The 24,144-nt window shown below is 41.6% G+C and carries 24 protein-coding genes; 21 read left to right on the top strand and 3 right to left on the bottom strand.

What is annotated here, in order from left to right:
- The first annotated feature begins 258 nt into the window (after positions 1-258).
- From argR to MHI46_RS11160, 6 genes are all read left to right on the top strand, one after another.
- Positions 259-708, top strand: a complete 450-nt coding sequence (gene argR / locus MHI46_RS11185) for a transcriptional regulator ArgR (protein ID WP_024422938.1) — start codon at positions 259-261, stop codon at positions 706-708.
- A gap of 33 nt (positions 709-741) precedes the next feature.
- Positions 742-2,475 (top strand): DNA repair protein RecN, encoded by a 1,734-nt coding sequence (gene recN / locus MHI46_RS11180; RefSeq protein WP_064497585.1) that lies wholly within the window; start codon positions 742-744, stop codon positions 2,473-2,475.
- Positions 2,476-2,673: 198 nt separating this feature from the next.
- Positions 2,674-3,951, top strand: coding sequence for a SpoIVB peptidase (spoIVB, locus tag MHI46_RS11175; RefSeq protein WP_039179850.1), 1,278 nt, complete (start codon positions 2,674-2,676; stop codon positions 3,949-3,951).
- A 285-nt stretch (positions 3,952-4,236) separates the two neighbouring features.
- Entirely contained in the window at positions 4,237-5,040 is an 804-nt protein-coding gene (gene spo0A / locus MHI46_RS11170; RefSeq protein ID WP_024422935.1) for a sporulation transcription factor Spo0A, read from the top strand.
- A 456-nt stretch (positions 5,041-5,496) separates the two neighbouring features.
- The gene (locus MHI46_RS11165; protein WP_064497584.1) at positions 5,497-6,597 is read left to right on the top strand and encodes a Rap family tetratricopeptide repeat protein; all 1,101 of its coding nucleotides are present in this window, start codon (positions 5,497-5,499) and stop codon (positions 6,595-6,597) included.
- A gap of 228 nt (positions 6,598-6,825) precedes the next feature.
- On the top strand, positions 6,826-7,563 hold the full coding sequence (locus MHI46_RS11160) for a glycerophosphodiester phosphodiesterase (RefSeq protein ID WP_064497583.1): 738 nt from the start codon (positions 6,826-6,828) through the stop codon (positions 7,561-7,563).
- A gap of 35 nt (positions 7,564-7,598) precedes the next feature.
- Here MHI46_RS11160 and MHI46_RS11155 read toward each other — a convergent pair whose 3' ends face one another.
- On the bottom strand, positions 7,599-7,835 hold the full coding sequence (locus MHI46_RS11155; RefSeq protein WP_039179838.1) for a DUF2627 domain-containing protein: 237 nt from the start codon (positions 7,833-7,835) through the stop codon (positions 7,599-7,601).
- Positions 7,836-7,984: 149 nt separating this feature from the next.
- Between MHI46_RS11155 and MHI46_RS11150 the strand changes: the two genes are divergently transcribed.
- From MHI46_RS11150 to MHI46_RS11110, 9 genes are all read left to right on the top strand, one after another.
- Entirely contained in the window at positions 7,985-10,057 is a 2,073-nt protein-coding gene (locus tag MHI46_RS11150) for a sigma-54-dependent Fis family transcriptional regulator (RefSeq protein ID WP_047202268.1), read from the top strand.
- A gap of 123 nt (positions 10,058-10,180) precedes the next feature.
- The gene (gene yqiS, locus MHI46_RS11145; RefSeq protein ID WP_047202267.1) at positions 10,181-11,074 is read left to right on the top strand and encodes a phosphate butyryltransferase; all 894 of its coding nucleotides are present in this window, start codon (positions 10,181-10,183) and stop codon (positions 11,072-11,074) included.
- A gap of 26 nt (positions 11,075-11,100) precedes the next feature.
- Positions 11,101-12,195 (top strand): branched-chain amino acid dehydrogenase, encoded by a 1,095-nt coding sequence (bcd, locus tag MHI46_RS11140; protein WP_003215658.1) that lies wholly within the window; start codon positions 11,101-11,103, stop codon positions 12,193-12,195.
- 27 nt (positions 12,196-12,222) lie between these two features.
- A complete protein-coding gene (gene buk, locus MHI46_RS11135) occupies positions 12,223-13,350 on the top strand; it encodes a butyrate kinase (RefSeq protein ID WP_099663342.1) in 1,128 nt (375 codons plus the stop codon).
- Positions 13,340-14,764 carry a dihydrolipoyl dehydrogenase gene (gene lpdA / locus MHI46_RS11130; protein WP_064497582.1) on the top strand — a complete coding sequence of 475 codons (1,425 nt, stop codon included), beginning with the start codon at positions 13,340-13,342 and terminating at the stop codon, positions 14,762-14,764. Before buk ends, lpdA begins: the two co-directional genes overlap by 11 nt.
- 17 nt (positions 14,765-14,781) lie before the next feature.
- Positions 14,782-15,774, top strand: coding sequence for a thiamine pyrophosphate-dependent dehydrogenase E1 component subunit alpha (locus MHI46_RS11125; RefSeq protein WP_039179824.1), 993 nt, complete (start codon positions 14,782-14,784; stop codon positions 15,772-15,774).
- A gap of 12 nt (positions 15,775-15,786) precedes the next feature.
- Positions 15,787-16,770, top strand: a complete 984-nt coding sequence (locus MHI46_RS11120) for an alpha-ketoacid dehydrogenase subunit beta (RefSeq protein ID WP_024422925.1) — start codon at positions 15,787-15,789, stop codon at positions 16,768-16,770.
- 19 nt (positions 16,771-16,789) lie between these two features.
- A complete protein-coding gene (locus tag MHI46_RS11115) occupies positions 16,790-18,046 on the top strand; it encodes a dihydrolipoamide acetyltransferase family protein (protein WP_342502823.1) in 1,257 nt (418 codons plus the stop codon).
- A gap of 66 nt (positions 18,047-18,112) precedes the next feature.
- Entirely contained in the window at positions 18,113-18,406 is a 294-nt protein-coding gene (locus tag MHI46_RS11110) for a YesK-like family protein (protein WP_039179818.1), read from the top strand.
- A gap of 14 nt (positions 18,407-18,420) precedes the next feature.
- Here the strand turns inward: MHI46_RS11110 and MHI46_RS11105 are convergent, their stop codons facing one another.
- On the bottom strand, positions 18,421-19,314 hold the full coding sequence (locus MHI46_RS11105; RefSeq protein ID WP_058838015.1) for a YegS/Rv2252/BmrU family lipid kinase: 894 nt from the start codon (positions 19,312-19,314) through the stop codon (positions 18,421-18,423).
- Between the two features lie 169 nt (positions 19,315-19,483).
- On the opposite strand from MHI46_RS11105, the gene MHI46_RS11100 reads away from it, so the two are divergent.
- The 6 genes from MHI46_RS11100 to MHI46_RS11075 all read left to right on the top strand — a co-directional run bounded on the left by MHI46_RS11100 (position 19,484) and on the right by MHI46_RS11075 (position 24,003).
- Complete coding sequence (locus tag MHI46_RS11100; protein WP_024428021.1) at positions 19,484-19,921, top strand: BrxA/BrxB family bacilliredoxin; 438 nt, start codon at positions 19,484-19,486, stop codon at positions 19,919-19,921.
- A gap of 195 nt (positions 19,922-20,116) precedes the next feature.
- Positions 20,117-20,881 carry a transporter substrate-binding domain-containing protein gene (locus MHI46_RS11095; RefSeq protein WP_107163384.1) on the top strand — a complete coding sequence of 255 codons (765 nt, stop codon included), beginning with the start codon at positions 20,117-20,119 and terminating at the stop codon, positions 20,879-20,881.
- Positions 20,882-20,995: 114 nt separating this feature from the next.
- Complete coding sequence (locus tag MHI46_RS11090; RefSeq protein ID WP_039179807.1) at positions 20,996-21,652, top strand: amino acid ABC transporter permease; 657 nt, start codon at positions 20,996-20,998, stop codon at positions 21,650-21,652.
- Positions 21,645-22,367, top strand: a complete 723-nt coding sequence (locus MHI46_RS11085) for an amino acid ABC transporter ATP-binding protein (RefSeq protein WP_034280282.1) — start codon at positions 21,645-21,647, stop codon at positions 22,365-22,367. The genes MHI46_RS11090 and MHI46_RS11085 overlap by 8 nt, the downstream gene beginning before the upstream one ends.
- A 120-nt stretch (positions 22,368-22,487) precedes the next feature.
- The gene (locus MHI46_RS11080; RefSeq protein WP_024422917.1) at positions 22,488-23,441 is read left to right on the top strand and encodes an aromatic acid exporter family protein; all 954 of its coding nucleotides are present in this window, start codon (positions 22,488-22,490) and stop codon (positions 23,439-23,441) included.
- Between the two features lie 52 nt (positions 23,442-23,493).
- Entirely contained in the window at positions 23,494-24,003 is a 510-nt protein-coding gene (locus tag MHI46_RS11075; RefSeq protein WP_041106809.1) for a L,D-transpeptidase, read from the top strand.
- A gap of 38 nt (positions 24,004-24,041) precedes the next feature.
- Here the strand turns inward: MHI46_RS11075 and prli42 are convergent, their stop codons facing one another.
- On the bottom strand, positions 24,042-24,134 hold the full coding sequence (prli42, locus tag MHI46_RS11070) for a stressosome-associated protein Prli42 (protein ID WP_149126490.1): 93 nt from the start codon (positions 24,132-24,134) through the stop codon (positions 24,042-24,044).
- Positions 24,135-24,144 lie beyond the last annotated feature (10 nt).

Below are 24,144 nucleotides of genomic sequence, written 5' to 3'. Positions count from 1 at the left end.
AAACCTTTGAAGTCTAGGAAGTTCGAGCAATGGAGCGGAGCGAATTTGACATTCGTGAGCACCAGCGCGCAGGACTGACACCGAATGCGAGGGTTTGTCTACACGCTGAAAGGAATAATAGCTCGCTATTATTCCTTTTTACATGGTCAAAAGACGAGAATCGGCTGGATCTCACGTAATGCTTGTTTTTTGAAGTGTGCATCATATAACATAGAACATAAAGACAAACTGAGAATGAAACGCATAGGGGGGTCAAATATGAATAAAGGTCAAAGGCATATTAAAATTAGAGAAATCATTGCAAGCCAAGAGATCGAAACACAAGATGAATTGGTCGATATTTTGAAAGCCGATGGATATAACATCACACAAGCGACCGTTTCTAGAGATATTAAAGAATTACATTTAGTGAAAGTTCCGACGAATAATGGAACATATAAATACAGTCTTCCTGCGGATCAGCGGTTTAACCCGCTGTCAAAGCTGAAACGATCCCTAATGGATGCATTTATCAAAATGGATGCTGCCAGTCATTTAATTGTTCTGAAAACAATGCCGGGTAATGCTCAGGCGATCGGTGCTTTAATGGATAATTTAGATTGGGAAGAAATTATGGGAACGATTTGCGGAGATGATACCATTTTAATCATTTGCCGCACTCCAGATGATACAGAGACAGTTTCGAGCAAAATTTTAGAGCTTCTATAAAGAATCAGGTTTACTAAAAGAGGTGTCAAATGAGTGTTAGCAGAACTAACCATTAAAAACTTTGCAATCATTGAAGAGTTAACGGTTTCATTTGAAAAAGGACTCACGGTCCTAACAGGGGAAACAGGTGCCGGAAAATCCATCATGATTGATGCTGTCTCACTTCTCGTGGGAGGAAGAGGGTCCTCTGAATTTGTCCGCTACGGTGAAAAAAAAGCAGAGCTGGAAGGGCTTTTTCTTGTACCAGCCGATCATCCTGTATTTGCTCTATGCGAAGAGCAGGGAATTGACGCATCAGATGAAATGATGATCCTCCGCCGTGATATTAACAACAGCGGGAAAAGCATTTGCCGGATTAATGGAAAGCTTGTCACCATCTCACTTTTACGTGAAGTAGGACGGCTTTTGCTTGATATACATGGTCAGCACGATAACCAGCTGCTTATGGAAGATGAAAATCATCTGCATTTGCTCGATCAATTTGGAGCAGAAGAAATTGCACCAGCTCTCTTGCAGTATCAAGAAGCATATGATCAATATATGAAGACGGCTCAAAAGCTCAGGCAGCTGTCCGAGAATGAGCAGGAAATGGTGCACCGCTTAGATTTACTGCAATTTCAGCTAGAGGAGATTGAGGCAGCGCAGTTAGAGCCGGGAGAAGATGAGCGGCTTCAGGAAGAGCGTCATCAAATCAGCAACTACGAAAAAATCTATTCCTCACTTCAAAACGCGTATAACGCTTTGCGTAATGAGCAAGGAGGACTAGATTGGGTTGGCATGTCCTCAAGCGAGCTTGAGCAAGTGTCTGAGATCAATGATGATTTGAAAAAGCTATCTGAACAAGTATCGAATTCCTACTACTTATTAGAGGATTCAACTTTCCAAATGCGAAGCATGCTGGATCAGTTAGAATTCGATCCGGCTCGTCTTGATTTTATTGAATCCAGGCTGAATGAAATGAAGCAGTTAAAACGAAAATACGGCACAACCGTTGAGGAAATTTTGGAGTATGCGGCGAAGATTGAAGAAGAAATCGATCAAATTCAAAATCGAGACAGCCATCTGCAGACGCTCAAGAATAGACTGGATGCGATGAGCCGTGATGCCCTGCTGGAAGCACTTAACGTTTCGGAGCTGCGTAAAAAATGGGCCAAAAAGCTAGCGAAGCAAATCCAAACGGAGCTCAAGGATTTGTATATGGAGAAGTCATCATTTGACACAGCTTTTTCTATTCGATATGCGCCTTTTGGCAGCACCGATTGTCCGCTATTAGACGGAAAACCTGTCCAGCTCGGGAAAAATGGAATCGACCAAGCACAATTTGTCATTTCTACAAATACAGGCGAACCGATGAAATCTTTATCGAAAGTAGCCTCAGGTGGAGAAATTTCACGTGTCATGCTCGCTGTGAAGAGTATTTTCTCAGCCAAACAAGACGTCACATCCATTATCTTCGATGAAGTTGATACAGGCGTCAGCGGCAGAGTCGCACAAGCCATTGCAGAAAAAATTTACAAAGTAGCGTCTGGATCACAAGTGCTCTGCATTACACATCTGCCTCAAGTAGCCGCAATGGCTGACACACATCTCTTTATTTCGAAACGCTCGAAAGCGGGCAGAACACTGACAAGTGTCAAACCATTAAGTCATGAAGAAAAAGTGAGTGAAATTGGCCGGATGATTGCCGGTGTGGAAGTCACAGAGCTGACAAAACAGCACGCAAAAGAACTATTGCACCAAGCAAATGATGTCAAAACAACAGGGTAGCTGAATCATCAGCTGCCTTTTTTATGTTGTGTAAAAGACGGCGTATATACCCATAAAATCGTCTTTTTCTTTTATCAATTTATCCAATCATTTTCTAAAGCTGCCGGTTATAAATCCTCTCGAAGAAGGCAAAAGTAAAGATGTAGCCAAAACATGAGTGTTCTGGTGTGGGTAAGGAGCGAGGAGAGTGAAAAATGAATGCCCGAAAAGATGAGAAAAGCCATTGGTGTGATTCTCCTTGTTTCTTTAATAAGTACAGGGTTTATGAGCATAGTGAAGGAATACATCAGCATTCCAACAAATGTTGCTGTATTTGAAAAACAGAAGCACTCAATTGACACATCGATTGAAGCGTCAGCCAATGCTTCTTCGCCAGCCTTTAGCCTTTCAGAGAAAGAGAATCAGCTGGATATTACAGGACAAAAGGCGGGAAAAGCCGAAATTGTTTATGATTTTAAAGGATTTCCTATTAAGAAAACAAAAGTTGATGTTCTCCCTGAATTAAAAGTCGTTCCTGGAGGACAATCCATTGGCGTCAAGCTCCACTCTGTAGGAGTTCTCGTTGTAGGTTTTCATCAAATCACAACAGCAGACGGCAAAAAATCACCAGGTGAAGCCGCAGGCATTCAATCAGGGGATATGATCATTGAAATCAATGGTCAAAAAATGGAGAAAATGAATGACCTCACCCCATTTATTCAGAAAGCAGGGAAAACGGGTGAAACGCTTCGTTTGCTCATAAAGAGAGATCATAAAACCTTTCAAACAACATTAACACCCGCAAAAGATGCAAGTGAAGGCATCTATCGAATTGGTCTTTACATTCGTGATTCTGCAGCAGGAATCGGCACGATGACCTTTTTTGAACCTTCATCTAAAAAATATGGTGCCCTTGGGCATGTGATTTCTGACATGGATACAAAAAAACCAATTGTTGTCGACAATGGTGAAATTGTCAGATCAACCGTGACATCGATTGAAAAAGGTACAGGAGGCAATCCTGGAGAAAAATTGGCGAGATTCTCTTCTGAAAGAAAAACAATAGGAGATATCTCCCGCAACAGCCCTTTTGGTATCTTTGGTACGTTAACCGAAAAGCTTGAAAATCATGTAGCAGATAAACCACTTCCAGTCGCTTTATCAAATGAAGTAAAAGAAGGCCCAGCAGAAATTTTAACCGTTGTGGATCATGATAAAGTGGAGAAGTTTGATATTAAAATCGTCAGCACAACACCGCAGAAATTCCCAGCAACTAAAGGAATGGTATTAAAGGTAACAGATGAGCGGCTCTTAAGCAAAACGGGCGGAATCGTCCAAGGAATGAGCGGAAGCCCCATCATTCAAAATGGCAAAGTCATTGGAGCTGTCACACACGTATTCGTCAATGATCCGACTAGCGGGTACGGCGTACACATTGAATGGATGCTGTCAGAAGCAGGAATCGACCTTTATCAAAAAAACAAAAAAGCAAGCTGATCATTTAACTGCCGCGAATCTTCCGGCAGTTTTTTTCTACCCTTTCTTTCTCTTCCATCATGTTATAAAATAAGGAAAAAGAGATTTTTCGACAAAATGGAAAAAAGCATGTTGTCAAATTGCAATAATCGTCGATTCTTTAAGAAAAACATAGAAAAAGCTAGATAATGCTCTATTATTCGGAAAATTAAAGTTTTTTAAAGGGGATAGCATGGTTTTGTCGAATTGAACACTCAGAAGAGAAATGCAAAAGACTAAAGGAATCGACATTGGGGAGGAAAGAACGTGGAGAAAATTAAAGTGTGTGTAGCTGATGACAATCGAGAGCTTGTTGGCCTTTTGACAGAGTACATTGAGGGACAGGAAGATATGGAAGTACTTGGCGTGGCGTATAATGGTCAGGAATGCCTGACATTATTTAAAGATAAAGAGCCCGACGTTCTCCTCTTAGATATTATTATGCCTCATTTAGACGGTCTTGCTGTACTAGAACGCCTCCGTGAAAACAATGAAATGACAAAACAGCCAAGTGTGATTATGCTAACGGCCTTTGGACAAGAAGATGTCACGAAAAAAGCAGTTGATTTGGGCGCATCTTATTTCATTTTAAAGCCATTTGATATGGAAAACCTAGTAGGTCATATTCGTCAAGTCAGTGGAAACGGCACACAAGTTACCCATCGCTCTTCATCAATCCAAAACAGTGTTCTTCGCAACAAACCTGAACCGAAACGTAAAAACTTAGATGCGAGCATTACGACCATTATTCATGAGATTGGCGTGCCCGCTCATATTAAAGGGTATTTATACTTAAGAGAAGCGATTTCTATGGTGTACAATGACATTGAGCTTCTCGGAAGCATTACTAAAGTGTTGTACCCAGACATTGCAAAGAAATTTAACACGACCGCCAGCAGGGTGGAACGGGCGATTCGTCATGCCATTGAAGTTGCTTGGAGCAGAGGGAACATTGATTCCATTTCCTCACTCTTTGGTTATACTGTCAGCATGTCAAAAGCGAAACCAACCAATTCAGAATTTATTGCCATGGTAGCTGATCGTTTGCGATTAGAGCATAGAGCTAGCTAGTTTATTTTTCATGAAAAAACGTTTCTTCATTGAGACGTTTTTTTATTTTGAAACATGTTGTAAAAATTTGGTTAGGTTGATAAAATCATCTTAATGTTTAAATTGGACAAACGGGCTGCTTTATTTTCAGAATAAAATGAAAAATAAAGCATGAAAAAAATAAAAAAGACATAAAGTAGTGGTAATCAGCTGCGCTAATCGATCATGAAGTCTTCAAAATAGAAGAAGAAAACGCTCATTCGTAAGAAAAAGGATGAGAGGAAAAGGTCTTATGGAAATGGTAATTAAAGCAAACGAGATCGAAAGTTCTATTTCTATTGACCTGATTGATTGGCGTTTTAAAGTCACTGGCTTCTTAGAGATTGTGCCATTTGAACTGAATATTCCCATTGTCGAATTTAATAATTTTCACATTCTTTTACTATGCTATAATAATGAAAAGAAGAGGGTGAGGTTATGGGAAAGCTGAAAATCCACTCTGCTGAGGTAGCGAACGAAATTAGCAAGTGGACGAGGGTCATTTCTCAGAATGACTTAGAAAAATCTGCTGTCTATAAAGAGAAAATTCAGAATTTGCTAAAAAATACAGATGAAGACCGTGAAGTTCTCCTTTATTATCAGCTTGTTGACGGCAGACATGAAATGTTACTTGGAAATATTGAAAAAGCCAATCAAATTATGAAAAGTGTCGGAACGCTCGATGAGAAGGCAGATGACATTATTAATTTTTATTTTTACTTTTACAAAGGCCAATATGCTGCATATGTGAAAAAGTATGATGAAGCCATTAGTTTTTACAAAATTGCAGAACAGCGGCTAAAACGTGTGAATGAAGACCTTGAAGTAGGAACTTTTCACCATAAAGTTGCTTCAATTTATTACGAACTGAAACAAAACTTCATATCCATTAATCATATTAAAAAAGCCATCGATACATTTAAAGCGCATGAAGAGTATACAGCGCAAGCAATTGACAGCTTGATTTTACATGCAAGTAATTGTATTGATTTGTTCCAATTCGGTGAAGCAGAGGAAAAGTATCAAGAAGCACTTGAGAAAAGTAAGCGCATTAACAATGAAGTGCTGATTGGGAAATGCTATCACAATTTAGCTGTTCTTTATTATGCAAAGCATGATTATGAAAAAAGCGCACATTATGCAAAAAAAGGAATGGGCATTCAAATTCACCGTGACAATAGTCATTATTACATCCAATCTTTATATGTTCTGGCAAACGCCTTAGTGCATCTAGGAGATCAAGAGGCGAGGGAATATATTAAAGAGGGTATTCTGTATAGTTGTGATATCCAAAATAATGAATATATAGTAAAATTTGAAATTTTGGATTTGATGTGCGAGAATAGTGGGGCAGCAGACGTATTCTCTGAAAAATTAGACTACATAGAAAAAAATAGATTATATGTGGAGCTTGAGGATTTGTCTGAACAAATATCGAAATACTTCAAGGAACGAAATGATTATCAAAATGCCATTCGTTTTCTTGAAAAGAAATTCGATGCACAAATACTTCAAAAGAAAGTGGAGGTTATCTTATGAAAAAGTTGTTGTTAGGTGTAACCGTTGTTACAGCAGTCGCAGTTGTTTCTTCCCTTTTTGCTCTTGACGCAGAGACGACAGAGCAAGCCATCAGAGCGATTACGTGATCGAATTTATCTGTCAACCTCTTCATGCGAATCAGAAGAGGTTTTTTTTATGTGCTCTAAACTGGAAAAACGAAAAAAGACACGTCATAATGAAAGGAAGCATCATATTTAGAGGTGACCTATGACGAAAATTTTTGCACACAGAGGCTTTAAAGGCATTTATCCTGAAAACACCATGATAGCCTTCGAGCATGCACTCCATTCGGGAGCTGACGGAATTGAGCTGGATGTTCAGCTGACGAAAGACGGCAGACTTGCTGTCATTCACGATGAGAAACTGAACAGAACCACGAATATGAAAGGTTTAGTGAAAGACCATACATATGAAGAATTAAAAGCAGGAGATGCGAGTCATTCTTTTTATGAACAAACCGGTGCTGTATCCATTCCTCTTTTAGAGGAAGTATTAGAGCTAGTGACGCAGCAATCATCATTGATCATTAATATTGAACTGAAAAACTCCATTTATCGATATCCAGGTATCGAGGAGAAAGTAAAAAAGCAAATCGAGCATTTTCAAATAGAAGACCGTGTACTTGTTTCATCGTTTCATCACGGCAGTTTAGCTCTTTTTCACAAACTAATGCCGCATGTTGAACTTGCTGTACTCACAATGGATGTGATTCATCAGCCGGAGATGTATATAAAAACAGTACCAGCAAGAGGCTATCATCCAAATATTAAGGGTGCAGGCGTGACCAAAGAGGTTGTGTCAGCTCTCCATGCATCTCAGCAAGTAATCAGGCCGTTTACAGTAAACAGTGAAAAGCAAATGAAAAACATGTTTTCCCTAGGTGTCGATGGCATTTTCACTGATTTTCCTGACCGGGCCGTGAAAATAAGAGAAGAAATGAAATAAAGACCTGCTATCATCAGCGGGTCTTTTTTCACGTTTTATCTCTGCTTAAAGCGAGCAGTCACTTTATTTCGTTTACGGTCTCTATATAAAATAAAGCCAGCCACTACATAAAGCCCTCCCCCTAAAAATAACAACCCTGCAATTCCTTGCAGCCATAAAAATGGAAATGGTGCAATGATGATGCCGAAAACAGTGTCACGCAGCAGCTTAATCCCAAGTGCAGCAAGCGCGCCAGGTATTAAAATAATCACTAGTGCAAGTATTCTCCCCATCAAATGTCCCCTTAAACGTCATTTACTTCCATTGTCTAATTCAAAAAATATTTTGTCAAGAAAGGAAAACGTGGTAATATAAGAGTTGTGCAATTTTTTGCAACGGAAAAATATGGTGTGCAAATTTTTTCATATAAAGGGGTAACGGGATGCAGAGAGTCTTGATTGTCGGTGCGGGACAGGGTGGATCAGCATTGCTAGAAACATTGCTGAAAACAAATATGATTCAAATCATTGCGATCGCCGACCTTGATCTTGAGGCACCGGGGATGGCAGAAGCGAAAAAGAATGGAATTGATACGACAACGGATTGGAAAGAATACATAAAAGATGACATTGATATCATCATTGAAACAACGGGCAGTTCAGCAGTGCTGAAAGAGCTGATGGAAGAAAAGCCGGAGCATGCTGTCATTGTTCCAAGTTCAATGGCTTACGTCATATCAGAATTAATGTCAGAAAAACAACAGCTAATTCAAATATTAAAGGAACAAACCTATAAGCATGACCGCATTTTTAATGCAACGAACGATGGGATGATTTTTATAAACATGGACGAAGAAGTCGTCCTGTTTAATCGATCAGCGGCCAAAATGGTTGGATGTTCGCAAAAAGATGCGATTGGCCGCGACATACGAGAAGTGATCCCAAACACAAAACTTCCCGACATTTTAAGATCGAGAGAGCCAGAATTTAATCAAAAACAATTTCTGAACCAACAAATACAAATTGTCACAACGCGTTTGCCAATTATTGATGACGCGGGGAGAATGCTAGGTGCTTTATCCATCTTTAAAGATATTACAGATGCCGTTGAGCTTGCGGAGGAAGTAACGAACCTTAAAGAAGTGCGAACCATGCTGGAGGCGATCATTCAATCGTCAGATGAAGCCATTTCGGTTGTTGATGAGCAGGGAAAAGGGATTTTGATCAACCGAGCTTATACGAAAATGACTGGATTAACAGATAAAGAAGTTGTGGGGAAACCTGCAGGTGCAGATATTTCTGAAGGAGAAAGCATGCATTTGAAGGTACTTGAAACAAGAAGACCGGTTCGAGGCGTCAGAATGAAAGTCGGGCCGAATAAAAAAGATGTGATCGTCAACGTAGCGCCGGTTATCGTTGATGGCATCTTAAAAGGCAGTGTCGGCGTCATTCATGACGTATCAGAAATACAATCACTTACGAATGAACTAAATAAAGCAAGGCAGCTTATCCGGACACTTGAAGCAAAGTACACATTTGAAGACATCATTGGAGAAAGTGAGCAAATGCTTGTGGCACTTGAGCAGGCAAAGCTGGGCGCAAAAACGCCAGCCACTATTTTACTCCGGGGAGAATCAGGTACTGGAAAAGAGCTGTTTGCGCACGCCATTCACAATGAAAGTGACCGGAAATATAATCGCTTTGTACGGGTCAACTGTGCAGCCTTATCTGAGACCCTTTTAGAGTCAGAGCTTTTTGGCTATGAAGAAGGAGCGTTTTCTGGTGCAAGGCGCGGCGGGAAAAAAGGACTGTTTGAAGAGGCGAATCAAGGCAGCATTTTCTTAGATGAAATTGGTGAGATGACGCCAAGTACACAGGCGAAGCTACTGCGCGTCATGCAGGAGAAAGAAATTGTAAGAGTAGGCGGAACAAAGGCCATACCAGTCGATGTTCGTGTGATCACGGCGACAAATGTCAATATTGAAAAAGCGATGGCGGAAGGAAAGTTCAGAGAGGACTTATATTATCGCATGAACAGATACCCGATCTCTATCCCGCCGCTAAGGCAGCGCCTTGAGGATATTGATTCGTTAAGCAAACGTCTCATCCAAAAGATCAATTTAGACTATGGACGGAACGTGCGCGGGTTAACAGAACAGGCGCTTCATAGACTGCGATCATATAAGTGGCCTGGAAACGTAAGAGAGCTTGAAAATGTACTTGGACGAGCCATGATCTTTTTAAACCCGCAAGAAGAATGGATTGATGAGGGGCATATTTCTTTCATGGAGTCTGAAGATCAGGAAGAAAAAGAGCAGCAGGAACTGGCTGTCAGTCAATTTGAGGGAGAGACGCTTTCGGATGCTGTTGAGGCATTTGAAGCGCAGCTAATTAAACAAACCCTTGAAAAGCATCAATTCAATCGCACGAAAACAGCGAAAACGTTAGGGATCAGCATACGGAACCTTTACTATAAAATGGATAAATATCAACTTGCAAAAGATAGCATGCAATAAAATGCATGTAAACTGCAAAAGATTGCACGAATGTCATGCGAACTGCCTCATTTTACTGCATTTCAAACTGGCACGGAACTTGCATATAAAACATGAACCGAGCACAAGGAAAGGTGGGCATATATGAAGCTTGACGATCTGATTATGAAAGCCGCCCAGCTGCAGAATAAAACGGCGGCTGTGGCTCATGCAGAAGACGAAGAAGTGCTTCATGCCATCAAGATGGCAATTAAGCGAAAGGTCGCTCGCTTTCTCCTGGTTGGGAACAAACGCAACCTGAAGGAGCTAGTGAAACAGCATGAAATCGATGAGGACTGGATAGATATTATTCATTCAGATTCTCCCGAAGAATCTGCCAAAATAGCCGTGCAGGCAGTGAGCGAGAAGCATGCAGATATTTTGATGAAGGGGCATGTCCCGACAGCCGTTCTTTTAAAAGCGGTACTGAATAAAGAATATGGGCTCAGGACAGCAAGTGTCTTATCACATGTCGCAGCATTTGAAGTACCGGGCTTTGACCGCTTTATTTATGTCACAGATTCTGCGATGAACATCGCGCCCGATTTAAATATGCTGAAAGAGATTACGATCAATTCTGTTCAAGTAGCACAAGCTGTCGGAAACGACATGCCAAAGGTTGCAGTGCTTTCTGCGGTCGAGGTCGTGAATCCGGCAATGGATTCAACTTTAACTGCGGCAAGTCTTGCGCAAATGAATCGGCGGGGGCAAATTTCTGGATGCCTGATTGATGGGCCTCTTGCTTTAGATAATGCCATCTCTCAAACGGCAGCTTCTCATAAAAATATTACGAGTGATGTAGCCGGCCATGCAGATATTTTGCTTGTGCCAACAATTGAGGCAGGAAACATTCTTTATAAATCTCTCATCTACTTTGCACATGCGAAGGTGGGAGCTGTGGTGGCAGGAGCCAAGGCGCCGATTGCTTTAACAAGCCGGTCTGATTCAGCTGAAAGTAAGCTTTATTCAATTGCGCTTGCCATCTGTACATCAAATTAAGCGGAAGTAATAGGAGGAATAACACAATGGAACTTTTTAAATATATGGAACGATACGATTATGAGCAGCTTGTATTTTGTCAGGATGAGCAGTCTGGCTTAAAAGCGATTATTGCGATTCATGATACAACACTTGGACCTGCACTAGGCGGAACGAGAATGTGGACGTATGAAAACGAAGAAGCAGCTATTGAGGATGCACTGCGTCTAGCAAGAGGAATGACTTATAAAAACGCGGCAGCAGGACTTAATCTTGGCGGCGGAAAAACAGTGATCATCGGTGACCCGAGAAAAGACAAAAACGAAGAAATGTTCCGTGCCTTTGGACGTTACATTCAAGGGCTGAATGGCCGCTATATTACAGCGGAAGATGTCGGTACAACGGTAGAAGACATGGACCTCATTCATGAAGAAACCGATTTTGTCACAGGGATCTCTCCTGCATTTGGTTCATCCGGAAATCCGTCTCCAGTCACTGCTTACGGTGTATATAAAGGGATGAAAGCCGCTGCCAAAGCTGCTTTCGGTACAGATTCATTAGAAGGAAAAACAATTGCTGTCCAAGGTGTTGGAAATGTGGCCTACAATCTGTGTAAACATCTGCACGAAGAAGGCGCACAGCTTATTGTCACAGATATCAACAAAGACTCTGTCAAGCGAGCTGTTGAAGACTTCGGCGCAAAAGCAGTCGATCCTGACGATATTTATGATCAAGCATGTGATATTTATGCACCGTGCGCACTTGGTGCAACCATTAACGATGTAACCATTCCTAAGTTAAAAGCAAAAGTGATTGCAGGTGCTGCAAATAACCAGCTAAGAGAAACGCATCACGGAGACCTTATCCATGAAATGGGGATTGTATATGCTCCTGACTATGTGATTAATGCAGGCGGTGTGATTAACGTGGCTGATGAGCTTTATGGCTATAATGCAGATCGTGCGATGAAAAAAGTCGAAGGCATTTATCAAAATATTGAACGTGTGATTGAAATTTCAAACCGTGATGCCATTCCAACTTATAAAGCGGCAGACCGATTGGCTGAAGAGCGAATTGAAAGAATGCGCAAATCAAGAAGTCAATTCTTGCAAAATGGTCAACATATTTTAAGTCGTCGCTAATTGGAAGAATGAGTTGAAACGGAGGTTTTGTTTTTGCTGACAAAAGAATGGCGTATTCTCACGATTAATCCTGGCTCTACTTCAACAAAAATTGGTGTGTTTCATAATGAACGTTCTATTTTTGAAACGACACTTAGACATACAGATGAGGAATTAAAGTCGTTTCCTCATATCATTGATCAATTTTCTTTCCGCAAAGAAACCATTTTGAAAACACTGCATGAACAGGGGATGAATATCTCAAAGTTTGATGCAGTGTGCGCGCGTGGCGGTCTCCTTCGTCCGATTGAAGGAGGCACATATGAAGTCAATGAGCAAATGGTGAAAGATCTAAAAGAAGGATATGCGGGCCAGCATGCATCTAATCTCGGCGGAATCATCGCGAGAGAAATCGCACTTGGCCTGAATATCCCAGCTTTTATTGTCGATCCAGTTGTGGTGGATGAACTAAAGCCAATTGCTCGTATTTCAGGGCTGCCAACGATCGAAAGAAAAAGCATCTTTCATGCATTAAATCAAAAAGCGGTCGCAAGAAAAACAGCGGCTTCTTTTGGAAAAAGTTACGAAGATTTAAACATGATTATTACTCATATGGGCGGCGGCATCACCATTGGTGTTCATGAAAAAGGGAAAGTCATCGATGTGAATAACGGTCTGCATGGCGAAGGTCCTTTCAGTCCTGAGCGTGCAGGAACCTTGCCGACAGGTGATCTTGTAAATCTTTGTTTTTCGGGTGAGTATACCCAAGAGGAAATGCTCAAACGCATTATTGGTGAAGGCGGGCTAGCGGGCTATCTCGGCACGACAGACGCTGTAAAAGTGGAACGCATGATTGAAGCAGGTGATGAGCGTGCGGCGCTCATTTATGAAGCAATGTGCTATCAGATTGCCAAGGAAATTGGTGCGGCTAGCGCTGTTTTAAAAGGAGCAGTTGACGTCATTGTATTAACAGGCGGACTTGCGTACAGCAAACAAATTACATCAAGTATTCGCGGCTATATTGACTGGATTTCAGATGTTGTCGTGTATCCAGGTGAAAATGAGCTGCAATCGTTAGCGGAAGGTGCGCTTCGTATTTTAAAAGAAGAAGAATCACCGAAAGAATACCCAAATGATCAACAGGAAAAGAAAGGAGTGACAAGTCATGGCAACTGAATATGACCTCGTCATTCTTGGTGGAGGCACAGGCGGCTATGTAGCAGCCATCCGTGCCTCACAGCTTGGATTGAAAACAGCAGTTGTAGAAAAAGAAAAGCTCGGCGGAACATGTCTTCATAAAGGCTGCATTCCGTCTAAAGCGCTGCTCAGAAGTGCAGAAGTATATCAAACCGTCAAACGCGCAGCTGATTTTGGTGTTGAGGCAGGCGGCATTGCCTTGCAATTTGCGAGTGTGCAAAAAAGAAAAACTGAGATTGTCGAAAAGCTAGCAGGCGGCGTGAAACACTTAATGAAACAAGGGAAAATTGATGTATATGAAGGGATCGGCCGTATTCTTGGCCCATCTATCTTTTCGCCAATGCCAGGAACGATCTCCGTAGAAATGGCAAATGGAGAGGAAAATGAAATGCTTATTCCAAAGCAGGTCATCATCGCAACAGGCTCAAGACCGCGGGTGCTGCCAGGGCTTGAAGCAGATGGAACACACATCCTCACATCAGATGATGCACTTGAACTGCCAGAGCTTCCGCAGTCGATGCTAATTGTCGGAGGCGGAGTGATCGGAATCGAGTGGGCGTCTATGCTCAATGATTTTGGTGTGAACGTCACTGTGATTGAGTTTGCAGACCGTATTTTACCAACAGAAGATCATGACATTTCTAAAGAAATGGAAAAACTATTATCTAAAAAAGGCATCACCTTTGTGACAAATGCGAAGGTACTGCCAGATAGCGTAGAAAAGCAGGGAAATCTCGTGACAATTCAAGCGGAAAAGGATGGAGACATTCAGACGTTCGAAGCGGAAAAACTCCTTCTTTCAGTCGGCAGAGTACCTAATATCGAAGGCATAGGTCTTGAAAACACGGACATCCAAACCGAAAAACAAGGCATTGTCGTGAATGAACATTATCAAACGAAAGAATCGCATATTTACGCAATAGGAGATGTCATTGGCGGGCTTCAGCTGGCACATGTCGCTTCCCACGAAGGTATGATTGCTGTTGAACATATGGCTGGGAAAGATCCAAAGCCGCTCGATGAAACGCTCGTATCTAAATGTGTTTACTCTCACCCAGAAACCGCTAGTGTTGGACTCACTGAACAGGCGGCAAAAGAGCAGGGCTTTGAAGTCAAAATAGGGAAATTCCCATTTATGGCGATTGGAAAAGCGCTTGTGTACGGGGAGTCTGATGGATTCGTCAAAATCATTGCCGATCAAAAGACAGATGATATTTTAGGAATTCATATGATTGGTCCTCATGTAACAGATATGATATCTGAAGCTGGATTAGCCAAAGTACTTGATGCAACCCCGTGGGAAGTGGGGCAGACGATACACCCGCATCCGACCTTATCAGAGGCGATTGGCGAGGCAGCCCTAGCTGTTGACGGGAAGGCGATCCATTTTTAATCAAGGAGGGAAACATGATGAGTAACATGCGTCATCAGGAATTAGGATTATCAGATGAACAAGCAATTGATATATATAGAACAATGCTTCTAGCAAGAAAAATCGATGAACGGATGTGGCTATTAAACCGTTCAGGTAAAATTCCATTCGTCATTTCTTGTCAAGGGCAGGAAGCGCAGCAAGTCGGTGCTGCATTTGCCCTTAATAGAGAAGAAGATTACGTCTTACCTTACTATCGTGATATGGGGGTTGTCCTTGCTTTTGGGATGACAGCAAAAGATTTAATGATGTCTGGTTTCGCAAAACAAGACGATCCAAACTCAGGCGGAAGACAAATGCCGGGGCATTTTGGACAAAAAGCAAATCGAATTGTGACCGGATCTTCACCTGTAACAACGCAGGTTCCTCACGCGGTGGGAATTGCCCTTGCTGGACGATTAGAGCAGAAAAACTTTGTCAGCTTTGTCACGTTCGGTGAAGGCTCATCAAACCAAGGAGATTTTCACGAAGGCGCTAACTTCGCTGCTGTGCATAAACTGCCTGTTATTTTCATGTGTGAAAACAATAAGTACGCGATTTCCGTGCCATATGACAAACAAGTGGCCTGTGAACGCATTTCAGATCGTGCGATTGGATATGGGATGCCTGGCGTAACTGTAGATGGAAATGATCCGCTTGAAGTATATGCCGCTGTCAAAGAAGCGAGAGACCGTGCGGCTAGAGGCGAAGGCCCGACATTGATTGAAACAATCTCTTACCGTTTAACTGCGCATTCAAGTGATGACGATGACTCAAGCTATCGAGAAAAAGAAGAAGTGCTCGAAGCAAGAAAGAAAGATCCGCTCATCCAATATGAAACGTATTTAATCGAAGGAAACGTCATGACTTCTGAAATGAAAGAAGAGATGACAAAAGAAATCATGCAAATCGTAAACGAAGCCACTGATGAAGCGGAAAACGCAGCTTATGCTGAGGCAGAAAGCGCACTTCGTTACGTGTATGCGGAGTAAGGGGGAAGAAAAATGCCTGTTATGTCATATATAGACGCCATTACACTGGCGATGAAAGAAGAAATGGAACGAGATCCGAAAGTGTTTGTGCTCGGAGAGGATGTCGGGAAAAAAGGCGGCGTATTTAAAGCGACAGCGGGTCTTTACGAGCAATTTGGAGAAGCGCGCGTCATGGATACACCTCTTGCAGAATCAGCCATTGCTGGTGTAGGTATTGGGGCAGCGATGTATGGAATGCGCCCAATAGCAGAAATGCAATTTGCGGATTTCATTATGCCTGCAATCAACCAAATCATTTCAGAGGCTGCAAAAATTAGATACCGATCAAATAATGATTGGAGCTGTCCAATGGTCATCCGCGCACCATACGGAGGCGGAGTGCACGGGGCACTTTATCATTCACAATCGGTCGAAGCGATTTTTGCTAACCAGCCTGGTTTGAAGATTGTGATGCCTTCTACACCTTATGATGTCAAAGGTCTTTTAAAGGCTGCAGTGCGTGATCCAGATCCTGTATTGTTCTTTGAACATAAACGTGCATACCGCCTTATTAAGGGAGAAGTGCCTGAAGAGGATTACACTCTTCCGATTGGAAAAGCAGATGTGAAACGTGAAGGCGATGATATCACGGTCATTACATATGGCCTTTGTGTGCATTTTGCGCTGCAAGCAGCAGACCGCCTTGCAAAAGACGGTATTTCCGCTCATATTCTCGATTTGAGAACAGTGTACCCGCTTGATCAGGAAGCGATTATAGAAGCGGCTTCTAAAACAGGTAAAGTGCTCCTGTTAACGGAAGATACAAAAGAAGGCAGCATCATGAGTGAGGTTGCGGCAATCATTTCGGAGCATTGCTTATTTGATTTAGACGCACCAATCAAACGCCTGGCAGGACCAGATATTCCGGCAATGCCTTATGCGCCGACAATGGAGAAATTCTTCATGGTCAACCCGGATAAGGTAGAAGCTGAAATGAGAGAGCTAGCGGCGTTTTAAGAAAGAGGAGGGTTTCAAAGTGGCAATTGAACAAATGAAAATGCCTCAGCTAGGTGAAAGTGTAACAGAAGGAACCATTAGCAAATGGCTCGTTTCACCTGGCGATCATGTGAATAAATACGATCCGATTGCGGAAGTCATGACGGATAAAGTGAACGCAGAAGTCCCGTCTTCTTTTACAGGAACGATTACAAAGCTATCGGCTGAGGAAGGCGAAACGCTGCAAGTAGGAGAAGTGTTCTGTGAAATTGAAGTTGAAGGAAGCGAGCAGCAGAGCGAGAAAGAAGAAGCAGCACCTGAGCAAAGCAAAGCGCCTGAAGCAGATCAAACAAATGAGAATCAAAGTCAAAAGAAACGTTACTCTCCAGCCGTTCTTCGTTTAGCAGATGAGCATAGCATTGATTTAGCAGCTGTTCAAGGTACGGGAGCAGGCGGCCGAATTACTAGAAAAGATTTGCTGCAGCTCATTGAAAACGGCGGCGTTAAAGAGAAGACAGCACCTGTCAATGAACGTGCTGTTCAACCGGAGCCTGCGCAGCCATCTCACGCAAAAGCGGCTCCTGCCATCCCTTCCATGCCTGGTGATGTTGAGCTGCCAGTCACGCCGATCCGGCAGGCAATTGCGGCCAATATGCTGAGAAGCAAACATGAAATTCCGCATGCATGGACGATGATGGAAGTCGATGTGACAAATCTAGTGACAAGAAGAAATCAGCTGAAGGATCAGTTTAAAGCAAAAGAAGGCTTTAACTTGACGTTCTTTGCGTTCTTTGTCAAAGCTGTGGCTCAGGCCTTAAAGGAATTCCCTGAAATGAACAGTATGTGGGCCGGAGATAAAATTGTGCAGAAGAAAGCGATCAATGTTTCGATTGCTGTCGCTACAGATGACGCGCTTTTTGTTCCAGTCATTAAGGATGCGGATGAAAAGACCATTAAGGGCATCGCCAAAGAAATTCATGAGCTGGCGTCTAAGGTGAGACAAGGAACGCTCAAGCAAAATGATATGGAAGGCGGTACATTCACTGTCAACAACACGGGATCATTTGGTTCAGTACAATCTATGGGAATCATTAATTATCCGCAAGCGGCGATTTTACAAGTAGAATCGATCGTGAAGCGTCCAATGATAGTAAACGGAATGATTGCGGCAAGAGACATGGTCAATCTTTGTCTTTCATTAGATCACAGAGTACTAGACGGTCTTGTATGCGGCAGATTCCTTCAGCGAATTAAACAAATCCTTGAAGGCATCGACGAGCAAACATCTGTTTATTAAAACAATCATTTTCCCCCTCCCGTCATGAGAGGGGGATTTCCACATCTAGGAGAAAGGAGCGATGATATGTCTGGACTAGATTTTTTTGCTTTTCTAACGATTGGTCTCATGTTTATCACAGCGATTGCCTTCGCTTTTCTGCGGTACATTTCTAAATCACGCAATCATCCTGAACGATTACTGCTTATCATATCGATCGTTTCAATCATTCAAATCGTGTACTGTCTGCTGATTGTCGGTGGCTTCAAAGGAGCAGCCAATAGCTTTTTAGGAATATCACTTCTCGCCGGGACACTGCTCGGATATGCACTTGAATATTTATACAGACGCTATATCAAAAAAAAGCCCGAATCAAAATGATGTCGGGCATTTTTTTATTCTGCTGGAACAATAAAGGTCAAATGCTGCTTTAACACTTCTAAAGAAGAGGGAGCCTTCATATAAACCTCACCATCCGTATCAGCATCCATTTCCTCTTTTGTGTGGATACGAATACTGGACGCTTGAATGAGAGACAGATCGCCGGTGAAATCCTCCAGCTCTTCCCGGTTCATTGAGAAGATTTCTTTTAAAGCAGAGAAACTCGTATTTCTACAAATTAAGATTTCAGCTTTTCCATCATCAATGGATGCATTAGGCAAATCAATTTTATTTGTACCGATAAAATGTCCATTCATGACAAGAACGATGACTGCTTCCTCTTCCCAGCTTTCCTCCTCGGTCTCAATCCGTACGTGAAAAGGATCTGTTTGCTGAAGTGTGCGCAGGGCACTTGTGAAGTAGCTGATTTTACCGAGTACGGCTTTTTCCTTGTCGTTAATGTTGTTGGACGTGTCTGCGATCAGCCCAATTCCCCAAAAGTTTAATACGTATCGATCCTCTGCTTTGATTAAGTCGACCTTTTTCTCTTTGCCGTCTACAATCATTTGAGCGGCTTTTTGCATCTGTTGAGGAATACCAAGCGTTCTAGAAAAATCATTGCATGTCCCGCCTGGTAATATCGCTACAGCGGGCCTTTTTTCTAAGCCGCCAATACCGTTCATACATTCATGCACGGTACCATCTCCGCCTAATATGATGAGCAATTCCACCGTCTCATCAATATGACGGCAGAAATTATAAGCATCATTTGGCTGCTTTGTTGGTTTAAGAATGAGTTCATCAATATGTAGAGAAAGAAGAGGCACTGTTTGACCGAGTGTTTTTTCCATGTTTTTTTGTCCAGCATTTCCATTATAAATGAGCATCGCTTTTTTGAATTGTGCCATCACGCAGTTCTCCCTTTCATCTCTTTATCATCACTTTTCCCCAATTTGACAGCTCATAAACGATGTTCGGAAAAAGAGGCGATGGATAAGACAACACATTTGCCCGCAGGCGTTTTCCTTGTTATGATGGAGTTAAAATGGTTATGGTACGCTAAAGGAGTGGACGGACATGAATATTGATTTTAATTTATTTATGAATGATATTGTAAAACAAGCGAGAGAAGAAATTAAGCAGGCAGGCTACACTGAGCTCACGTCAGCTGAAGAAGTAGACGAAGCACTGACTAAAAAAGGAACGGCACTTGTCATGGTGAATTCAGTATGCGGCTGTGCAGGCGGTATTGCAAGACCAGCTGCCGGCTATTCTGTTCATTACGATAAGCGTCCAGATCAATTGCTGACAGTGTTTGCTGGGCAGGACAAAGAGGCAACAGCAAGAGCTCGTGAATACTTTGAAGGCTTCCCACCATCTTCACCATCCTTTGCCTTATTAAAAGATGGAAAAATCATCAAAATGGTCGAGCGTCATGAAATTGAAGGGCATGAGCCAATGGAAGTCGTGTCAAAACTACAAGCCGCTTTTGATGAGCATTGCGAAGAAATCTAACATATGACTTTTGAATGAATAAATATAAAGCAGTCCGGTCTTTAGATCGGTCTGCTTTTTGTTTTATAAGACAATAGAATCAAAATAATTTTAGCAAAATACTATTGCATCTTAAAAAGAAAGTGTTTAAAATACATTATAGTGAATAAATATTCAAATCAATACATGATTTTAAATACTGGGAGGCATCATCATATGAAAAAGTGGTTATTATTACTTATGACAGCTGGTCTTGCAGCTGCACTCGCAGCATGCGGAACTTCTTCTAATAATTCAAACGCATCAGGAGATGACAAGACACTCGTGATGGCGACATCAGCAGATTATCCGCCATTTGAATCAAAAGACGGAGATAAAATTGTCGGTTTTGATGTAGATCTTGCAACAGCACTAGCGAAAAAGAACGGCTACAAGCTAGAAATTCAAGATATGGACTTTGCTAGCCTTGTATCAGCCCTCAAAACAAACAAAGCTGATATTGTCCTTGCAGGAATGACACCTACAGAAAAACGTAAAAAGCAAGTGGATTTCTCTGATGTTTATTACAATGCTAAAAACTTGGTTGTATCAAAGAAATCTAGCGGTATTAAAGTAGAGAAAGATTTAAAAGATAAAACAGTCGGCGTTCAATTAGGTTCTATTCAACAAGATGAAGCAAATGGTTTGCAAAAGAAATATAACCTTACAGTTGAAGACCGTAATAAAATTTCTGATATCATTCAAGAGATCAAAGCAGGCCGTTTTGATGCAGCAATTATTGAAGATAAAGTAGCTGCTGGTTACTTGAAAAAGGAAAAAGACTTCCAAGCATTTGGATTGAACAGCTCAAACGAAGGTTCAGCCATTGCATTCAAGAAAAATAGCGACTTAACAGCGAAGTTTAATAAATCATTAAATGAAATGAAAGATAATGGTGAACTTGATAAATTAATTAAAAAATGGTTTGCTGATGAAAAGTAAGTCAGGAAAAGGATCAGCGTCATTCAAGAAAATCAAGTAGAAAAGCGCTGAAAAGTTCAACTCGTGTTGAACTTTTTTCCTGTTTTGTATGAAGGCAAAAAAAAGGAGAATGTCATGTTTGATTTTAAAGATGTAATACCTCAGATGCCCTTTATTCTAGAAGGGCTTAAGGTCACACTTTCTATTGTAGTAGTATCCCTTTTCCTTGGATTTATCTTAGGAATTTTATTAACGCTTTGTAAAATTAGTGTGTTTAAACCGCTCATTTGGATTGCAGACTTTTATACGTCAATTTTCCGAGGCACACCGCTTGTGCTTCAATTGCTCATTATTTATTTTGGTCTACCTCAGCTTCTTGGGTTCCAAATCGATCAATACTGGGCTGCTGTAGCGGCATTTTCACTCAACTCGGCAGCATACGTATCTGAAATTATTCGTGCGGGTATTAATGCCATTGATAAAGGTCAAAAAGAAGCGGCCGTTGCTTTAGGCATCCCTTATGCTAAAATGATGAAGGACTTATTGCTTCCGCAGGCGTTTAAAAATATTTCACCTGCACTTGTGAATGAAACGATTACACTGACAAAAGAATCAGCGATTGTAACAGTCATTGGACTGGGTGATGTCATGAGACGAGCCTATCAAGCTGGGGCCGTCACGTATAATTATCTTGAACCGCTTATTTTTGCGGGTCTTATCTATTATGTCATCGTGCTTGTTCTCACCTTTGTCGGCAAATCGGTGGAAAGGAAGTTAAAATCAAATGATTAAAATAGAGAAACTTACAAAATCTTTTGGTAAAAACGAAGTTTTAAAGGGGATCGACACGACCATTAAAGAAGGGGAAGTTGTTGCGGTTATTGGACCATCTGGTTCAGGAAAATCGACCTTCCTCCGCTGCATCAACTTACTTGAAAAGCCGACTTCCGGTGTAATAACAATTAAGGACACCGAAATCACCAATCCAAAAACGAATGCACTAAAAGTGCGTGAGAACATCGGAATGGTATTTCAGCATTTCCATCTGTTCCCGCATAAAACCGTGCTGGAAAATATCACGTATGCGCCAATGAATGTGAAGAATCAATCGAAGGAAGACAGCATCAAGCAAGCTGAAGATCTGCTCAAAAAGGTAGGGCTTTTAGAGAAAAAAGATGATTTCCCGAACCGTTTGTCCGGCGGTCAAAAGCAGCGTGTGGCGATTGCACGTGCGCTTGCAATGACACCAGACATTATGCTGTTTGACGAACCAACGTCTGCCCTAGATCCAGAAATGGTCAAGGAAGTATTAGAGGTCATGAAAGAGCTGGCTCAATCTGGAATGACACTCGTCATCGTCACACATGAAATGGGCTTTGCAAAAGAAGTGGCTGACCGTGTGATCTTTATGGATGACGGGAAAATTGTAGAGGATGCAAACCCTGTACAATTTTTTGAATCACCATCTTCACAGCGTGCGCAAGACTTCTTACAAAAAATATTATAAAGAAAAAAGGGAAGGAGACTTAACATCTCCTTCTTTTTTTGATTATAATGGGGAAAGTAAAAAAAGTTCATCATTTCACAAAAGTGAATGGAAACAAGACAGAAAAGAGTGAATCACATCATGTTTAAAATCGGCTACCGAACGCTGAAAACAGCATTAGGAACAGCGATCGCTATTTATATTGCACAATTGCTTGGCTTGCAAAATTATTCAGCTGCCGGGATTATTACGATCCTGTGTATTCAGGTGACAAAGAAAAGATCCCTCTTAGCATCGGGAGCCCGCTTTGCAGCATGCAGTCTTGCTATTTTATTTTCTTATTTATTTTTCGATCTGATCGGGTATCATCCTTTTGTGATCGGTTTGATGCTGCTTGTCTTTATTCCAACAACGGTTCTGCTTCGAATTAAAGAAGGGATTGTCACAAGTTCAGTCATCATCCTCCATTTATACATGTCTGGCGGAATTACCCTGCATCTCATTTGGAATGAACTGCTGCTGATTACTATTGGTGTTGGGGTAGCGCTGATTATGAACCTCTATATGCCTAGTGTTGATAAAAAGCTCAAACGCTACAGCGAACAGATTGAAGCCAACTTTGCTAAAATCTTTGAGGAAATTGAGCAATACTTAATGACAGGGAAACAAGACTGGACAGGAAAAGAAATACCAGAGACACATCAATTGATTAAAGAAGCAAAAGCTCTCGCGTATCGCGATGTTGAAAACCATGTATTAAGACACGAAAACCTGTACTATCATTATTTCAACATGAGACAAAAGCAATTTGAAATCATTGAGCGTGTGCTGCCCAAAATTACGTCGATTTCCGTCACAACGGAGCATGGACAAATCATTGCAGAATACATTAGAGACTTACGCGAACATATTCACCCGGGGAACACAGCGCATAAGTTTTTAAGACGTCTCATTGATATGAAAGAAGAGTTCGACGCACTTCCGCTCCCGCAAACACGAGAAGAATTTGAGGCAAGAGCGGCACTCTTTCATTTCCTCGGTGAAATGGAACAATATTTAGTACTGAAAAGCTATTTTAAAGGGATGAAAGAATAGAGACGCATGAGTTCCTCCTTCATTGGTCAATCTAATGAAAAAGGAGGAGCCTATGCGTCTTTTATTTTATACCGTACTGACCATGTCCCTTTCACCTATCTGGCCGCTTGGACAAAACCCGCTGCCAGGTGACCCATTTGTCATTATTAATAAACAAACAAATGAACTTGCCTTTATTGATCAAGGGAAAATTCAAAAAGTATATCCTGCCTCTACAGGAAAAACAGCAGATTTAACGCCAGAAGGTGAATTTACCATTATGATCAAAGCGAAAGATCCCTATTACAGAAGAAAAAATATTGAAGGCGGTGCGAAGAATAATCCTCTTGGACGAAGATGGATTGGATTTGATGCACGAGGAACAGATGGCAGAACCTATGGAATTCATGGAACAAGTGATGAAACTTCGATTGGGAAATTTATCACGGCAGGCTGTGTGAGACTTCATAATCAAGATGTAGAGCTGCTGTTTGATCAGCTTCCGATTGGAACAAAGGTATGGATTACAAAATCAAGTGCTTCCTTTGAAACGCTTGCCAAAGACAAACAGGCCATTCGTTGATATCCCGAATCACCTGCTTGTCTGCTCTTATTCAATCCTTATAAAAAGGCTGCTGCTCCTGCTAAAAGTGAAGAAACTAACAGCAGGCTAATCATAAGCAATACCATAAATTTCATGAATTTTTGAGACATATCGCACCCC

Origin of the sequence: Bacillus sp. FSL K6-1000 (assembly GCF_038630785.1) — a bacterium.
Classification (GTDB): Bacteria; Bacillota; Bacilli; order Bacillales; family Bacillaceae; genus Bacillus; species Bacillus safensis.
This window is presented reverse-complemented; position numbering and strand designations above follow the sequence as displayed.

Bases quoted from the DNA above. Each gene is read 5' to 3' on its own strand.
- MHI46_RS11100 (WP_024428021.1), top strand. From the start codon at position 19,484: ATGAATATTGATTTTAATTTATTTATGAATGATATTGTAAAACAAGCG.
- MHI46_RS11095 (WP_107163384.1), top strand. From the start codon at position 20,117: ATGAAAAAGTGGTTATTATTACTTATGACAGCTGGTCTTGCAGCTGCA.
- MHI46_RS11090 (WP_039179807.1), top strand. From the start codon at position 20,996: ATGTTTGATTTTAAAGATGTAATACCTCAGATGCCCTTTATTCTAGAA.
- MHI46_RS11075 (WP_041106809.1), top strand. From the start codon at position 23,494: ATGCGTCTTTTATTTTATACCGTACTGACCATGTCCCTTTCACCTATC.
- lpdA (WP_064497582.1), top strand. From the start codon at position 13,340: ATGGCAACTGAATATGACCTCGTCATTCTTGGTGGAGGCACAGGCGGC.
- MHI46_RS11160 (WP_064497583.1), top strand. From the start codon at position 6,826: ATGACGAAAATTTTTGCACACAGAGGCTTTAAAGGCATTTATCCTGAA.
- MHI46_RS11085 (WP_034280282.1), top strand. From the start codon at position 21,645: ATGATTAAAATAGAGAAACTTACAAAATCTTTTGGTAAAAACGAAGTT.
- bcd (WP_003215658.1), top strand. From the start codon at position 11,101: ATGGAACTTTTTAAATATATGGAACGATACGATTATGAGCAGCTTGTA.
- MHI46_RS11165 (WP_064497584.1), top strand. From the start codon at position 5,497: ATGGGAAAGCTGAAAATCCACTCTGCTGAGGTAGCGAACGAAATTAGC.
- MHI46_RS11125 (WP_039179824.1), top strand. From the start codon at position 14,782: ATGAGTAACATGCGTCATCAGGAATTAGGATTATCAGATGAACAAGCA.
- MHI46_RS11155 (WP_039179838.1), bottom strand. From the start codon at position 7,835: ATGGGGAGAATACTTGCACTAGTGATTATTTTAATACCTGGCGCGCTT.
- MHI46_RS11105 (WP_058838015.1), bottom strand. From the start codon at position 19,314: ATGGCACAATTCAAAAAAGCGATGCTCATTTATAATGGAAATGCTGGA.
- spoIVB (WP_039179850.1), top strand. From the start codon at position 2,674: ATGCCCGAAAAGATGAGAAAAGCCATTGGTGTGATTCTCCTTGTTTCT.
- MHI46_RS11080 (WP_024422917.1), top strand. From the start codon at position 22,488: ATGTTTAAAATCGGCTACCGAACGCTGAAAACAGCATTAGGAACAGCG.
- MHI46_RS11120 (WP_024422925.1), top strand. From the start codon at position 15,787: ATGCCTGTTATGTCATATATAGACGCCATTACACTGGCGATGAAAGAA.
- prli42 (WP_149126490.1), bottom strand. From the start codon at position 24,134: ATGTCTCAAAAATTCATGAAATTTATGGTATTGCTTATGATTAGCCTG.
- argR (WP_024422938.1), top strand. From the start codon at position 259: ATGAATAAAGGTCAAAGGCATATTAAAATTAGAGAAATCATTGCAAGC.
- MHI46_RS11110 (WP_039179818.1), top strand. From the start codon at position 18,113: ATGTCTGGACTAGATTTTTTTGCTTTTCTAACGATTGGTCTCATGTTT.
- yqiS (WP_047202267.1), top strand. From the start codon at position 10,181: ATGAAGCTTGACGATCTGATTATGAAAGCCGCCCAGCTGCAGAATAAA.
- MHI46_RS11150 (WP_047202268.1), top strand. From the start codon at position 7,985: ATGCAGAGAGTCTTGATTGTCGGTGCGGGACAGGGTGGATCAGCATTG.